Source organism: Methylobacterium brachiatum, assembly GCF_020523825.1.
GTDB lineage: Bacteria > Pseudomonadota > Alphaproteobacteria > Rhizobiales > Beijerinckiaceae > Methylobacterium > Methylobacterium brachiatum.
On record NZ_JAJALK010000002.1, the window covers coordinates 237,441 to 250,662 of the forward strand.

Genomic DNA, 13,222 nt, shown 5'->3' on the forward strand with positions numbered 1-13,222 from the left:
GCGTCCTTCGGGCTGGCGGCACGGATCACGCCGCGGCGATCCCTGTCAATCCGGCCCGGGCGCGTCAGCCGCGCTTGACGGCCCTGGATCGCCGCCTGCCGCGGGCGATCCCCGCGGCCAAAGCCTCGTTCATGCGCGCCTGCCAGCCGGGACCGCCGGCCTTGTAGGCGGCGAGCACGTCGGGATCGACGCTCAAGGTGAGCTGTACGCGCCCGCTCTCAGCCTGCGAGGGGCTCCCCTGGGTCAGCGCGGCGTAGACGGTGGGCGGAAGCACGTCGCGGGCCGGGCGCAGACGCGCAAGTTCCGCATCGGTCAGTTCCTCCGAATCGGGATTGTTGGCGATGGCCGCCTGCAGGAGCGCCTCCTCGGCATCGCTGAGGGGAGGCGCCCTTCGCTTGGTCGTGTCACGCGTCGTCATAGGCCATCCGCTCCTTCCGGCTCGCCGGGCGCAGGCTGATCGCCGAAACCGCCTCGGTTCCGAGCACCGCGAAGGTGAGGGTCACGAGCTGCGAGTCCAGGAAACCGACGGCCTTGAAGCGGCGCCCGCCAGTCTTGCTCGCGTGGGTCTCGCTGACCAGGGCGGTGTCCCATTCGAAACGGGCCTGTGCATCGGCAAAATCCAGGCCATGCCCCTCGGGCGGCGGCCTGAGGTTCCTCTGACGCTTCGGCTCGTCCCAGACCATCCGCACACGATTTTGTAGCGCCCGGATGGCGGCGCCGTCGAGCCTGTTCAACCCCCGCTCCGAGACGTCTCACCGGCCCAGCACCCGCGCCACCTCTGCCTTCAGCACCGGCAGCAGCTCCGCCTCGAACCAGGGCTCGCGCTTGAGCCAGCCGTTGTTGCGCCAGGACGGGTGCGGCAGGGGCAGGACCCGGGGGCGGCGGGGCTCGGCCAGGATCGCGCGCCAGCGCCGCACGGTGCCGGTCAGGCCGTCCTCCATCCGGCCCAGATGCCAGGCCTGCGCGTACTGGCCGATCACCAGGATGAGATCGAGGTTCGGCAGGCCGGAGAACAGCTCCGCCCGCCAGCGCTCGGCGCATTCCCGGCGCGGCGGCCGGTCGCCGCCCTTGGCGTCGAGGCCGGGGAAGCAGGAGCCCATCGGCACGATCGCCACCTGCGCGGGGTCGTAGAACCGCGCCTCGTCGAGGCCGAGCCAGCTCCGCAGCCGTACCCCGGACGGGTCGGTGAAGGGCAGGCCGGTGCGGTGGGCTCGGGTGCCGGGGGCCTGGCTCGCCACGCAGAGCCGCGCGCCGGTGCTGCCCTGCACGATCGGCCGCGGCTCCTGGGGCAGGGGCGGCCCGTAGAGCGGGCTGTCCCGGCACAGGCGGCAGGCGCGCAGGCGGGCGGCAATGTCTTCGAACGGGGCGGGGGACGGCATCCGCCCAAGATGGCGAGCGGCCGCGCGGAAACCAAAAAAACGGCGCCCCCAAAAAAAACGGCGCGGTGTCGCGCCGCGCCGTCGTCAGTCGGGTCTCTTGCCTTGGGGGGAAGGCCCCTCTTTCCTACGCCGGGCCGGACAGGCGCGCCGTGCGATTCGTCACGCGCCCTTCACGCCGGAGAGGTCGAGGGGCAGGGCGCGCAGGCGCCGGCCGGTGGCGGAGAACACCGCGTTGGCGATGGCCGGCGCCAGCACGGGCACGCCCGGCTCGCCGATGCCGGTGGGGGCGGCCTGGCTCGGCACGATATGCACCTCGACCTGCGGCATCTCGCTCATCCGGGTCGGCTCGTAGGCGTCGAAATTGTGCTCCTGCACCTGCCCGTCCTTGAGGGTGATGCGGTTGCGCAGCACCGCCGACAGGGCGAAGCCGACCGCGCCCTCGACCTGGGCGCGGATCACGTCCGGGTTGACCGGGACGCCGACATCCACCGCCGCCACGATCCGGTTCACCCGGATCCCGGCCTCCTGCGCAGAGACGTCGGCCACCATGGCGACGTAGGAGCCGAAGGATTCATGGACCGCGACCCCGAGGCCGCGGCCCTTCTCTTGCGGCTTACCCGTCCAGCCGGCCTTGTCGGCGGCGAGCTTCAGCACGCCGGAGAGGCGCGGCGCCTGCGCGAGCAGCGACAGCCGGTAGGCCACGGGATCGACGGCGGCGGCATGGGCCAGCTCGTCGATCATCACCTCCATCACATGCGCCGTGTGGGTGTGGCCGACCGAGCGCCACCACAGGACCGGCACGCCCTCGCGGCCGTTATGGACGCCGAAGCGGTAGGCCGGCAGCGCGTAGGGCGTGTCGGAGGCGCCCTCGACGGTGGTCGAGTCGATGCCGTTCTTGACGATCATCGCCTCGAAGGGCGAGCCGATCATGATCGACTTGCCGACCATGACGTGGTCCCAGCCGACCACCGCGCCCTTGGCGTCGATGCCGGCCCGGACCTTGTGCAGCACGGTCGGGCGGTAATAGCCGCCGGCCATGTCGTCCTCGCGGGTCCAGACCAGGTGCACGGGCGCCTTCTCGCCGGTGGCCTTGAGCACGGTGGCGGCCTCCGCGAGGTAGTCGGCGGTGGGGGTCGCCCGGCGGCCGAAGGAGCCGCCGGCCCAGTTGCTGTGGAGCCGGACCCGGTCGGGGGTCACCCCGAGGATCGCCGCCATGGTCGCCTGCTCCACGGTCTGGAACTGGAAGCCGGCATAGACGTCGTAGCCGCCGTCGGCCGCCCGCTCGATCGTGGCGTTCAGGGGCTCCATCGCCGCGTGGGCGAGGTACGGGAAGGTGAACTCGGCCTCGATCACCTTGGCGGCGCCCTTAAGCGCGGCCTGCGGGTCGCCGCGCTCCGAGGCGGTGAGGCCGGGGCTCTTGGCCCGCTCCCGGTACTCGGCCAGGATCGCCTCGGACGAGCGGGTCTCGGCGGTGCTGTCGTCCCAGGTGACGGTCAGCGCCTCGCGGCCCTTCATGGCCGCCCAGGTGTCCCGGGCGATCACGGCCACGCCGGTGGGGACCTGAACCACGTCGAGCACGCCGGCGACCTTCCGGGCCGCGGCGGCGTCGAAACCCTTCACGGTGGCGCCGAAGCGCGGCGCGCGGGCGACGACGGCGGTGACCTGGTTCGGGCGGCGGATGTCCAGGGAATAGATCGCCGAGCCGTTGGTCTTGGCCACGGAATCGAGGCGCGGCACCTTCTGGCCGATGAGTTTCCACTCGCTCGGGTCCTTAAGCCGCGGCTCGGACGGCACCGGCAGGGAGGCGGCCGAGGCCGCGAGCTCACCGAACCGGGCCTGCCGGCCCGAGGCGGCGTGGCGCACCACGCCGTCCGCGACGGTGATCTGCGAGACCGGGACCTTCCAGCGGAAGGCCGCCTCGGCCATCAGCATCTCCCGGGCGGCGGCCCCGGCCTTGCGCAGCTGGAACCAGGAATTGGCCACCGCGGTGGAGCCGCCGGTGCCCTGGATCGGGCCCATCAGGCTGTTGTTGTAGAGCGTCGCGTCCGCGGGGGCGAACTCGGTGCGGACCGTCTTCCAGTCGGCGCCGAGCTCGTCGGCCAGGATCGTGGCCAGCCCGGTCGTGTTGCCCTGGCCCATATCCAGGTGCTTAATCACCACCGTGACGGTGTCGTCCGGGGCGATCCGCACGAAGGCGTTGGGCTGGGCCTTGACGCCCGCGAGGTCCGGGCCGGCAGCGGCCCGGGCGGGTTTCGCGTCCAGCCGGAAGGCGACCACGATGGCGCCGGCGCCGGCCAGGAAGCCCCGGCGGCTGGTCCGGACGGGGGGCGGGACTCGGTTCGGTCGACGGGCGTTCAGCATGGCGGCGATGCTCCGGTCAGGACCGCGGGGAGGGGCAGGGACTTCACGCGAGGTCGCGCGCGGCCTCGTGGATCGCGGCGCGGATGCGCTGGTAGGTGCCGCAGCGGCAGATGTTGCCGTCCATGGCGCCGTCGATGTCGCCGTCGCTGGGCTTGGCGTTGCCGGACAGGAGCCCGATCGCCGACATGATCTGCCCGGACTGGCAGTAGCCGCACTGCACGACGTCGAGCTTGCGCCAGGCGGCCTGGACGGCCTCGGCCACGCGGCCCGAGACGCCCTCGATGGTGGTCACCTGGGCGGTGCCGACATCGCCGAGCTTCGTCTGGCAGGACCGCACCGGCTGCCCGTCGAGATGGACCGTGCAGGCGCCGCATTGCGCGATGCCGCAGCCATACTTGGTGCCGGTGGCGTCGAGGCGGTCGCGCAGGACCCAGAGCAGCGGCATGTCCGGGTCGGCGTCGACCTCGTGGGTGACGCCGTTGACGGTGAGCTTCGGCATGGTCGGCGGCCCTCGGTCGACACGCGGAATCCGGCGCGCACCGGATCGCGGCACTCGGCCCGCCACGCGTGTGGTTTACCGTAATCCGCCCCGGCCCGGCAACGATGTGTGGCAGCGCACGGACACCCGGAGCGCCTCGCGCCGGGATGAGCCCGATCCCTAAGATCCGACCGATCTCGGCAGCCGCTTCTTAAGACATCCGCCCCATCCTGGCGCGATCACCACCCCGCCCAGCTGCCTCGCCGCCGCGTTCGAGCCGAGTTTCAAGAGACCCATGTCCGATCTCACCGTCGAGATGGTGCAGCGCGGTCGCGGCCCCTCGACGGAGGAAGCGGCGCGACGCCTCGGTGTCGCCCGCGAGATCCGCTCGGCCCGCGAGAAGCTGACCTCGCAGACCGGCCTGGAGCGGGCCTTCGACCACGAGCTGCTGCGGCATTACGCTCAGTACCGGGCCGGCGCCGGCATCCCCCTCGTCCTGTTCGCCGCGGCGCTGGCCACGGCGGCGACCTTCTGGATCGCGCCCGTCGTCGCCGCCCTCTGGGCGCTCGGCGTGTTCGTGATGATCACGCTCAACACCACGCTGAGCCGGGCCTTCCTGCGGGCCGACGCGGCGACGATCCCGCTCGCCCGCTGGCGCCGCCGGTTCCTGATCGGCGAGGTGCTGCAGAGCCTGTCGTGGTCGGCGATGATCGGGCTGGGCGCCACCGGCGGCTGGACCTTCGCGCTGTTCGGCTTGGTGATCGCGGCGGCCGTCACCACCATGCTGGCCGCCACCGTGCCGGCGGCGGCGGTGACCGCCCTGGTGCCGCTGGGCCTCGCCACCGCGTCGCTGGCCGCCTTCTCCACGGGCATGGACGCGCTGCTGCTGCTGGCGATGGCCGGAGGCGCGCAGATCTTCTTCCTGGGCCTGTCGCGCCGCCTCTACGCCTCGACGGTGGGCGCCCTGCGCTCGCGGGCCGAGAAGGACGCGGTGTTCGGCGAGCTGGAGCAGGCCAAGGCCAATTCCGACGAGGCGCGCCGCCGGGCCGAGGAGGCGAACCTCGCCAAATCCCGCTTCCTCGCCACCATGAGCCACGAGCTGCGCACGCCGCTCAACGCCATCCTCGGCTTCTCGGAGGTGATGAAGAACGAGGTGTTCGGCATCCACACGGCGCCGTCCTACCGCGAGTACTCGAACGACATCCACGACAGCGGGATGCACCTCCTCAACCTGATCAACGAGATCCTCGACCTGTCGCGGATCGAGGCCGGCCGCTACGAGCTCAACGAGGAGGCGGTGCAGCTCGCCCACATCGTGGAGGAGTGCCGCCACATGATGGGCCTGCGCGCCAAGGCGAAGAACCAGACCTTCCACGACCTCGTCGACGGCTCCCTGCCGCGGCTCTGGGCGGACGAGCGGGCCCTGCGCCAGATCGTGCTCAACCTCCTGTCGAACGCCGTGAAGTTCACGCCGCCCGGCGGCGAGATCTGGCTGAAGGTCGGCTGGACCGCCTCGGGCGGGCAATACGTCTCGGTGAAGGACAGCGGCCCCGGCATCCCCGAGGACGAGCTCGGCACCGTGATGTCCTCGTTCGGCCGCGGCTCCCTGGCGATCAAGACCGCCGAGCAGGGCTCGGGCCTCGGCCTGCCGATCGTGAAGGGGCTGGTGGAGCTCCACGGCGGCCAGTTCCAGCTGTCCTCGCGGCCGCGGGAGGGCACCGAGGTGATCGTCACCCTGCCGGCCTCCCGGGTGATGGACACGCTGCCCCCGGTCGATGTCGGCGCCGACGCCTTCATGCCGGCCCGCAACGCCTTCAACCGCGCCGCCTGAGACACCAGGGCTCCGCCCTGGACCCGCAAAAGGTCTCGGACCTTTTGAAACCGGGACCTTACGGGGCCTCGGCCAGGGCGCGGATGCGGTTCCACTCGGCCTCGGTCACAGGCTGCACCGACAGGCGCGAATTGTTCACCAGCACCATGTCGGCGAGCGCCGGATCGGCCTTGATCGCGTCCAGCGTCACCGGCCGGGGCAGGGCCTCGACGGCCTTCACGTCGACCATGCCGAAGCGGCCGGTCTCGTCGGTGTGGTCGGGGTAATAGGGCCGGATCACCTCGACGATGCCGACCACCGCCTTGCCCTCGTTCGAGTGGTAGAAGAAGCCCCGGTCGCCGACCTGCATGGCCATCAGGTGCTTCTTGGCCAGGTGGTTGCGCACGCCGTTCCAGTGCGTCCCGGCCGCGCCGGCCTCGACCTGCTGGTCCCACGACCAGGTCGCGGGCTCGGATTTGAACAGCCAGTACGCCATCACGCCGTCTCTCGAGGGCCGCCCCGTCGCGGCGGCACGGCCCCCATAGCGCAGCTCTCCCCGGGGCGCACAGGCCCCTCCGGCGGCGGTTCACCGCCCGTTGCGGCCGAGCACGAGCCGGCTCGCCCCCGCGAAGGCCCAGGCGCAGAGCCCGCCATAGAGCATCACCCGGTCGAAGCCCCGGACCAGCGCCTGCCGGGCGCCCGATTCGGTGAGATCTGCGACCCCGGCCACCGCGAGGTTGCCGGCGGCGACCGCCTCCGCGAGGGCGTCGAGCGCCGTCCCCTGCAGAAGCGGTTCGAGGCCGGATCGGACGCCCTGGAGCAGGAGGAAGCCCATCAGGGCGATGTTGACGGCGAGCGAAATCATCCGCGCGCTCATATCCATGCCCGAGGCCATCCCGGCGCGCTCCGGGGGCAGGGCGCCCGTGGCGGTGTTGGTGACCGGCGTGTTGGTGAGGCCGAGCCCGATGCCGGCCAGGAGGCAGCCGGGCAGCAGCGTCGGCCAGCCCGCCTGCGTGCCAATGACGGCCAGCCGCATCAGCAGGAAGCCGGCGCCGATGGTGAACAGGCCGAGCGGGATAACCAGGCCCGGGCCGTCGCGCAGGAGAAGCCGCTCTGCCAGGGGCGGCACCACCAGGGTCGGCAGCGTATAGGCCAGGAGCGCGAGGCCGGCGCCCAGGCTGTCGTAGCCCAGCACCGCCTGGAAGTAGATCGGCAGGTAGATGACGAACGGCCAGAAGCTGAAATTCATCGCGCTCGATCCGAGCAGGGCGCCCGCGAAGCGGCGGTTCCGGAAAGCCGCGAAGTCGAACATCGGCCGGGCCGCCCGGGTCTCGACGACGACGAACGCCACGAGGCTCACGGCGCCGGCGAGCGCCAGCAGGCTCGCCGGATCGTCCCAGCGGAGCGGCTGCCCGCGGGTGATCAGGTAGACCAGGCTGAACACCGCGAGCGACAGCGTCGCGATGCCGGCACCGTCGACGCGCCTGGCCTGGGGATCGGAGGATTCGACGATGCCGGCCCGCGCCAGGCCGATTGTCACCAGCGCCAGCAGGACGTGGATCAGGAACACCCATTCCCAGCTCACGGCCGCAACGGTGACGCCGCCGATCAGCGGGCCGAAGCCGAGGCCGAAGCCGAACACGATCCCCCACCAGCCGAAGGCCGTCCCGCGCTCGGGCCCGTCCCGGAACTGGTGCGACAGGACCGCGGTCTGGCAGGCCAGCATCGCGGCGGCGCTCGCCCCCTGGAGGAACCGGGCCGCGATCAGCACCGGGGCGCTCGGCGCCAGGCCGCAGGCCAGGGAGGCCGCCCCGAACGCCGCCACGCCGATCAGGAAGACGCGCCGGCGCCCGAACCGGTCGGCCAGGGTCCCCATGGCCATCAGGCAGGTGGTCATGGCCACCGTGTAGGCGTTCATGATCCACTGGAGCTGCCGGAAATCCGCCCCCAGGACCCGCTCCAGGGTCGGCAGGATCGACGGGATGCTGGAGATCTCCAGCCCCAGCATCAGGGCGGACAGGCATAGGGCCGCCAGCGCCAGGCTGTTTTCGGTCTTGCGATCGACCCGAACGGGATCCGGCCCGGCCCCGCACAGGGAATCGCGAACGTCTTGAAGGTCACTGAGCTTGCTCGTCATGATCCGCACCGTCGCCGGAGATACGAGGACGCGGCGGAGCCTGGCGCGCGGTTGATCACAACACAATCGAATGCCAATCTATTTCAGTGATGACGAAACTGGATGGTTCCGGTGCTCACCCTCGACGTCGACGCGGTCCGGACCTTCGTGACGGTGGCGGACCACAGGAGCTTCACCCGGGCCGCCGAGGCGCTCGGGGTGACGCAGGGCGCGGTCAGCGTGAAGCTGCGGCGGCTGGAGGACCGGCTCGGCCACCGGCTGATCGAGCGCACGCCCCGTCAGGTCCGGCTCTCGGCACAGGGCGAGATCTTCATCGGCGCGGCGCGGGAGTTTTTGGCCGCGCATGAGCGGGCTTTGGCGGGCCTCGCGGAGCCGCGCCGCCGGTTCCGGCTCGGGATCGCCGCCCACGTCATGGGCCCGGAGGTGCCAAGCCTGCTCGCCCGGCTGAAATCCCTCGACCCGGCGCTGGCGATCGAGGTGCTGCTCGACAATGCCCGCCCCCTGCTCGACGGCTTCGAGGCCGGCACGATCGACGCGGCGATCATCCGCAGCGACGACGACCGGCGCGACGGCGAGATCCTGGGGCCGGAGCATTTCGGCTGGTTCGCGGCGCCGCATTTCGAGCACCGGCCCGGCGATGCGTTGCGCCTGGCCGCGACCTCGCCCTGCTGCTCCATCCGGGACGTCGCCACCCAGCTCCTGGACCGGGCCGGCATCCCCTGGACGGAGGTGTTCCTCGGGGGCACCGCGGCGATCAGCGCCGCCCTGTCAGCTGGGCTGGCGGTCTCGGCCTTCCCGCGCCGGCTCGCCCCGGCCGACGCGATCGATGTCGGCGACGCGCTGGGCCTGCCGCCGATCCCCTCCCTCGCCCTCGTGCTGCACTCGTCCCTGACCGACCCGCGCAGCAAGGACGCGCTCCGGGCGATCACGGCGGCGTTCCGGGAGCACCGGAAGGGATAGCGGCCGGAGCCTTCCCGCTTGAGGTGCGCGATCCACCGGACCCTGAGAACCCAGAGCCTTAACCCAATCAGCTTGGCCGTAATGAAGTCTGCGGAGGGTGGATTTGCGACTGTCTGCTTATGAGTAGCGCAAACTCATAAGCAGACGCTGCTCAGGAACTCGCAGTCCGTCAAGCCATACCTGTACGTGTATGCCGGATCGGCAGGCTTGAGCTGCCCCCGATCCTATGGCGACGGTACCGTCAAAACCAATGGACCATTGCGGGTCGCGATAACCGTGTGCTCGTATTGCACGGTTGGTGCTCTAGGCTGGCTATAGAGAGTCCATCCATCGTCACCATCCTCGGCGAAGTTCGCGCCGAGAGACAAGAATGGCTCGACGGTGAAGACGAGCCCGTCCGTCATGACCCGGCGCTCGGAGGCGTCGGGCCAAGTTGCGATCTCAGTTGGCTCCTCATGCAGCGACAAACCGACCCCGTGGCTGGCAAGGTTGCGCACGAGCGTGTAGCCGTTCTGCCGAGCGAAGGTGCCGACCGCTCGACCGATGCCAGCGAACGGCTTGCCGGTGCTGACCTGACGCAACCCAGTCCACATCGCGCGTCGCCCGTCCCGGCAGAGCCGTTCAACCGCACGCGCCACCGGCGGCACAGCGAACGACGCGCCCGTATCCGCGAAGTAGCCGTCCTTCTCAGCAGAGACGTCGATGTTGACGAGGTCGCTTGCCCGGACACGACGATCGCCGGGTATTCCATGCGCGATCTTCTCGTTGACGCTGATGCAGGTCGCGCCCGGGAAGCCGTAGACCAGTTCGGGAGCCGGACGGGCACCGGCCGCACTCAGGTAATCCCTGCCGATTTGATCCAGCTCTCGTTCGGTGATGCCAGGCTCGATGGCTCGGCCCATCACCTCAAGCGTTTCGGCGACAATGCGTCCGATCTTCTTGAGCCCCACGAGGTCATCGTCACTCGATACGGTCATGCGGTATCTCTGTACAGCCCAGAAGAGGCTGTAGCGGAACGAACCTCGAAAGTCTGCGATCTGACACGATGCTGCTGCGCGACCGCCGCGCAGAGCCTACAGAAAGCGCTCATCCTAGATGACCGCTTCGGGGAACCGCTGGCGTCCGTCCACATGGCTGTTGTGGGTCGAAAGCAGCAACCTCATGGTCAAGCTGCGTAAACTCAGACCCTAATCCGTCTCGCCGCGGAGCGGCCGGGCCAGCAGGCCGGCGATCACGTCCTCGACGCCGGCCTGGCCGGCCACGATCGCGGCCACGGCCTGGGCCACCGGCATCTCGATGCCCCGGGCTGCCGCCAAGCCGGCGAGGGCTGCGGCCGTGAAGGCGCCTTCGGCGAGCTTGCCGCCGGCGGCCGCCTCCGGGGTCGCCCCGGCGCCGAGGCGCTGGCCGAAGGCGAAGTTGCGCGATTGCGGCGAGGAGGCGGTGAGCACGAGATCGCCGAGGCCCGACAGGCCCATCAGGGTCTCGGGCCGGCCCCCGAAGGCGCGGGCGAAGCGCATCAGCTCGGCGAAGGCGCGGGCGATCAGCGCCGCCCGGGCGCTCTCGCCCAGCCCCCGGCCGGCCACGATCCCGCAGGCGATGGCCAGCACGTTCTTGCCGGCGCCGCCGATCTCGACGCCGCGCACGTCATCGGTGTGGTAGAGCCGGAAGCTCGGGCCCGAGAGCAGCGTGCTCAAGGCGGCGGCGAGCCCGGGATCGGCCGCCGCCAGGGTCACGGCGGTGGGCAGGCCGCGGGCGACGTCGGCCGCGAAGCTCGGGCCGGACAGGACCGCCACCGGCGTTCCCGGGGGCAGGACCTGCGCGGCCACCGCGCTCAGGAAGCTGTCGGTGCCGCGCTCGATCCCCTTGGCGCAGAGGATCACCGGCCCGGCCGAGGCCAGGGGATCGCGCAAGGCCTCCAGCACGCCGCGCACGGTCTGGGCCGGCACGACCAGCAGGGTCGCCCGGGCGCCGGCGAGCTGTTCGGGGAGCGCCGTCGCGGCGATCCGGGCATGAAGCGGCACCCCCGGCAGGTAGCGCGGGTTCTCCCGCTCGGCCTCGAGCCGGGCGGCGGCCTCCGGGTCGCGCAGCCAGAGGGAGACCGGGTGCCCGGCGGCCGCGGCGGCGTTGGCCAGCGCCGTCCCCCAGGCGCCGCCGCCGACGACGTTGATCGGTGCGCTCATGCCGAAACCCCCGCTTGGTCGAGCCGATAGAGCACGTGGCTGCGCAGCGGCCCCTCGGGCACCCCCGGATGCGCGAACGTTTCCGCCCGCACCATGCCGAGGCGCTCCATCACCGCCTGCGAGCGGCGATTGCCGGACGCGGCATAGGCCACGACCGTCCGGATGCCGCAGCGCCCGGCGAGGTCGGCCAGCGTCAGCCGCGCGGCCCGGGTGGCCAGCCCGTGGCCCCAGGCATCCCGGGCGAGGCGCCAGCCCAGCTCGATCGTCGCGCCGATCCGCTCGCCCCCCGGGAACGGCATGGACCGCATGATCCGGAAGGCGCCGACGAAGCCGACGAACCGCCCGTCCCATTCCAGAGCCCAGGGGCCGAATCCGTCCGCGACGAAGCGCCGGTCATAGCTGCCCGCCTCGGCGGCGCTCTGCGGCTCCGTCCGCAGCCGCGCGAAGAATTCCATCACCACCGGGTCGGCGTTGAGCGCCGCGAAGGGGGCCGTGTCCGCCGGGCGCCAGCGGCGCAGGAGCAGGTCGCCGTCGTCGAAATGGTCCGGCACCGGGGCGGTGGCGATCTTGCCGCGCCAAATCTTGCCGCGCCAAGCCAGGGAGCGGCGGTTGAGCAGGGCGAGGTCGGCGCGGCCGTCGGCCGGCATGTTGGCATGGGCGGGCGCGGCCACGCTGTCGCGCCAGGGGCCGCCGCAGGCATTGTCGAGGAGGATGCGGGCGAAGCAATGGTCGAGATGGACCGGCCAGCCGGGCCGGGCGGCCTCGGGCAGGCGGCGCGCGACGAGATCCCGCCAATGCGCGCGCCGATCCGCGGCCGCGCTCATCCGGCCGGGACCGCGTCCCGGGCCGGGTCGGCGGCGAGCGGCCAGCGGGGGCGGGCCGGGGCGGTCAGGTCGTCCACGAGCCCGAGGCGCAGCCGCTCCAGCCCGGCCCAGGCGATCATGGCGCCGTTGTCGCCGCAGAGCGGCAGGGGCGGGGCGACGAAGCCGAGGCCGGCCTCGCCGGCCAGCGCCGCGAGCGCCCGCCGGATCGCGCCGTTGGCCGAGACGCCGCCCGCCGCCACCAGGGCGGTGGGCCGGCCGGCGACCCCCGAGAAGGCGCGCAGGGCCACCCGGGCGCGGTCCACCACCACGTCGACCACGGCGGCCTGGAAGCTCGCGCACAGGTCGGCGACGTCGCGCTCGGCCAGCGGCGCGATCCGCTCGGCCTCGATCCGCAGGGCGGTCTTGAGGCCCGACAGGGAGAAATCGGCCTCGCGCCGGCCCAGCATCGGCCGGGGCAGGGCGAAGCGCTCGGGATCACCGGATTCGGCCATGCGCTCGACCTCGGGGCCGCCGGGATAGCCGAGGCCCAGCAGCTTGGCCGCCTTGTCGAAGGCCTCGCCGATGGCGTCGTCCACCGTCGAGCCGAGGCGCACGTAATCGCCGACCCCGCGCACGGCGACGAGCTGGGTGTGGCCGCCCGAAGCCAGCAGCAGGAGGTACGGAAAGGGCAGGTTGTCGGTGAGCCGCGCGGTCAGCGCGTGGGCCTCGAGGTGGTTCACGGCGAGCAGCGGCTTGCGGGTCACCAGCGCCAGGGTCTTGGCGGTGACGAGGCCGACCAGCACGCCGCCGATCAGCCCGGGCCCAGCCGCCACCGCGATCCCGTCGAGGCCGGAGAAGCCGATCCCGGCCCGGTCGAGGGCGCGGGCGATCAGCCGGTCGAGCACCTCGACATGGGCGCGGGCGGCGATCTCGGGCACGACGCCGCCATAGGCGGCATGCTCGGCGATCTGGCTCAGGACCTCGTTGGCGCGGATCTGCCCGGCGCCGTCCTCATCGACGGACACCACGGCGGCGGCGGTCTCGTCGCAGGTGGTCTCGATGCCGAGCACGGTCTTCACGGGCCACTCCCTCGATCAACGGACCTGCAGGCCCC

13 protein-coding genes are annotated in these 13,222 nt (G+C 71.9%); 2 read left to right on the plus strand and 11 right to left on the minus strand.

The features are described 5' to 3' along the window. Positions 1-64: 64 nt before the first annotated feature. From LGR69_RS04845 to LGR69_RS04865, 5 genes are all read right to left on the minus strand, one after another. Positions 65-418, minus strand: a complete 354-nt coding sequence (locus LGR69_RS04845; RefSeq protein WP_230365337.1) for a BrnA antitoxin family protein — start codon at positions 416-418, stop codon at positions 65-67. Beyond that, entirely contained in the window at positions 405-734 is a 330-nt protein-coding gene (locus LGR69_RS04850) for a BrnT family toxin (protein ID WP_268868377.1), read from the minus strand. Before LGR69_RS04850 ends, LGR69_RS04845 begins: the two co-directional genes overlap by 14 nt. An 18-nt stretch (positions 735-752) precedes the next feature. Further along, positions 753-1,379 carry a uracil-DNA glycosylase family protein gene (locus tag LGR69_RS04855; RefSeq protein ID WP_230365338.1) on the minus strand — a complete coding sequence of 209 codons (627 nt, stop codon included), beginning with the start codon at positions 1,377-1,379 and terminating at the stop codon, positions 753-755. 159 nt (positions 1,380-1,538) lie between these two features. Continuing rightward, on the minus strand, positions 1,539-3,740 hold the full coding sequence (locus tag LGR69_RS04860; protein WP_230365339.1) for a xanthine dehydrogenase family protein molybdopterin-binding subunit: 2,202 nt from the start codon (positions 3,738-3,740) through the stop codon (positions 1,539-1,541). A gap of 43 nt (positions 3,741-3,783) precedes the next feature. Next, positions 3,784-4,239 carry a (2Fe-2S)-binding protein gene (locus LGR69_RS04865; protein ID WP_007563374.1) on the minus strand — a complete coding sequence of 152 codons (456 nt, stop codon included), beginning with the start codon at positions 4,237-4,239 and terminating at the stop codon, positions 3,784-3,786. 274 nt (positions 4,240-4,513) lie between these two features. Here LGR69_RS04865 and LGR69_RS04870 point away from each other — a divergent pair, with 274 nt between their 5' ends. Then, the gene (locus tag LGR69_RS04870) at positions 4,514-6,049 is read left to right on the plus strand and encodes a sensor histidine kinase (protein ID WP_230365340.1); all 1,536 of its coding nucleotides are present in this window, start codon (positions 4,514-4,516) and stop codon (positions 6,047-6,049) included. A gap of 58 nt (positions 6,050-6,107) precedes the next feature. On the opposite strand, the gene LGR69_RS04875 is transcribed toward LGR69_RS04870, so the two are convergent. Next, positions 6,108-6,524, minus strand: coding sequence for an EVE domain-containing protein (locus LGR69_RS04875; RefSeq protein WP_007563378.1), 417 nt, complete (start codon positions 6,522-6,524; stop codon positions 6,108-6,110). Positions 6,525-6,614: 90 nt separating this feature from the next. Next, positions 6,615-8,165 (minus strand): MFS transporter, encoded by a 1,551-nt coding sequence (locus LGR69_RS04880; protein ID WP_230365341.1) that lies wholly within the window; start codon positions 8,163-8,165, stop codon positions 6,615-6,617. A gap of 102 nt (positions 8,166-8,267) precedes the next feature. Between LGR69_RS04880 and LGR69_RS04885 the strand changes: the two genes are divergently transcribed. Next, positions 8,268-9,125, plus strand: coding sequence for a LysR family transcriptional regulator (locus tag LGR69_RS04885; protein ID WP_230365342.1), 858 nt, complete (start codon positions 8,268-8,270; stop codon positions 9,123-9,125). A gap of 224 nt (positions 9,126-9,349) precedes the next feature. Here the strand turns inward: LGR69_RS04885 and map are convergent, their stop codons facing one another. From map to tsaD, 4 genes are all read right to left on the minus strand, one after another. Continuing rightward, positions 9,350-10,102 (minus strand): type I methionyl aminopeptidase, encoded by a 753-nt coding sequence (gene map, locus LGR69_RS04890; RefSeq protein WP_007559409.1) that lies wholly within the window; start codon positions 10,100-10,102, stop codon positions 9,350-9,352. Positions 10,103-10,312: 210 nt separating this feature from the next. Next, on the minus strand, positions 10,313-11,305 hold the full coding sequence (locus LGR69_RS04895; RefSeq protein WP_007558478.1) for an NAD(P)H-dependent glycerol-3-phosphate dehydrogenase: 993 nt from the start codon (positions 11,303-11,305) through the stop codon (positions 10,313-10,315). Then, a complete protein-coding gene (locus LGR69_RS04900) occupies positions 11,302-12,129 on the minus strand; it encodes a GNAT family N-acetyltransferase (RefSeq protein WP_230365343.1) in 828 nt (275 codons plus the stop codon). The genes LGR69_RS04895 and LGR69_RS04900 overlap by 4 nt, the downstream gene beginning before the upstream one ends. Beyond that, entirely contained in the window at positions 12,126-13,187 is a 1,062-nt protein-coding gene (gene tsaD / locus LGR69_RS04905) for a tRNA (adenosine(37)-N6)-threonylcarbamoyltransferase complex transferase subunit TsaD (RefSeq protein WP_122160210.1), read from the minus strand. The genes LGR69_RS04900 and tsaD overlap by 4 nt, the downstream gene beginning before the upstream one ends. Between the last annotated feature and the right edge of the window lie 35 nt (positions 13,188-13,222).

Bases quoted from the DNA above. Each gene is read 5' to 3' on its own strand.
- LGR69_RS04860 (WP_230365339.1), bottom strand. From the start codon at position 3,740: ATGCTGAACGCCCGTCGACCGAACCGAGTCCCGCCCCCCGTCCGGACC.
- LGR69_RS04895 (WP_007558478.1), bottom strand. From the start codon at position 11,305: ATGAGCGCACCGATCAACGTCGTCGGCGGCGGCGCCTGGGGGACGGCG.
- LGR69_RS04870 (WP_230365340.1), top strand. From the start codon at position 4,514: ATGTCCGATCTCACCGTCGAGATGGTGCAGCGCGGTCGCGGCCCCTCG.
- LGR69_RS04900 (WP_230365343.1), bottom strand. From the start codon at position 12,129: ATGAGCGCGGCCGCGGATCGGCGCGCGCATTGGCGGGATCTCGTCGCG.
- LGR69_RS04880 (WP_230365341.1), bottom strand. From the start codon at position 8,165: ATGACGAGCAAGCTCAGTGACCTTCAAGACGTTCGCGATTCCCTGTGC.
- LGR69_RS04855 (WP_230365338.1), bottom strand. From the start codon at position 1,379: ATGCCGTCCCCCGCCCCGTTCGAAGACATTGCCGCCCGCCTGCGCGCC.
- LGR69_RS04865 (WP_007563374.1), bottom strand. From the start codon at position 4,239: ATGCCGAAGCTCACCGTCAACGGCGTCACCCACGAGGTCGACGCCGAC.
- LGR69_RS04845 (WP_230365337.1), bottom strand. From the start codon at position 418: ATGACGACGCGTGACACGACCAAGCGAAGGGCGCCTCCCCTCAGCGAT.
- LGR69_RS04885 (WP_230365342.1), top strand. From the start codon at position 8,268: ATGGTTCCGGTGCTCACCCTCGACGTCGACGCGGTCCGGACCTTCGTG.
- LGR69_RS04875 (WP_007563378.1), bottom strand. From the start codon at position 6,524: ATGGCGTACTGGCTGTTCAAATCCGAGCCCGCGACCTGGTCGTGGGAC.
- map (WP_007559409.1), bottom strand. From the start codon at position 10,102: ATGACCGTATCGAGTGACGATGACCTCGTGGGGCTCAAGAAGATCGGA.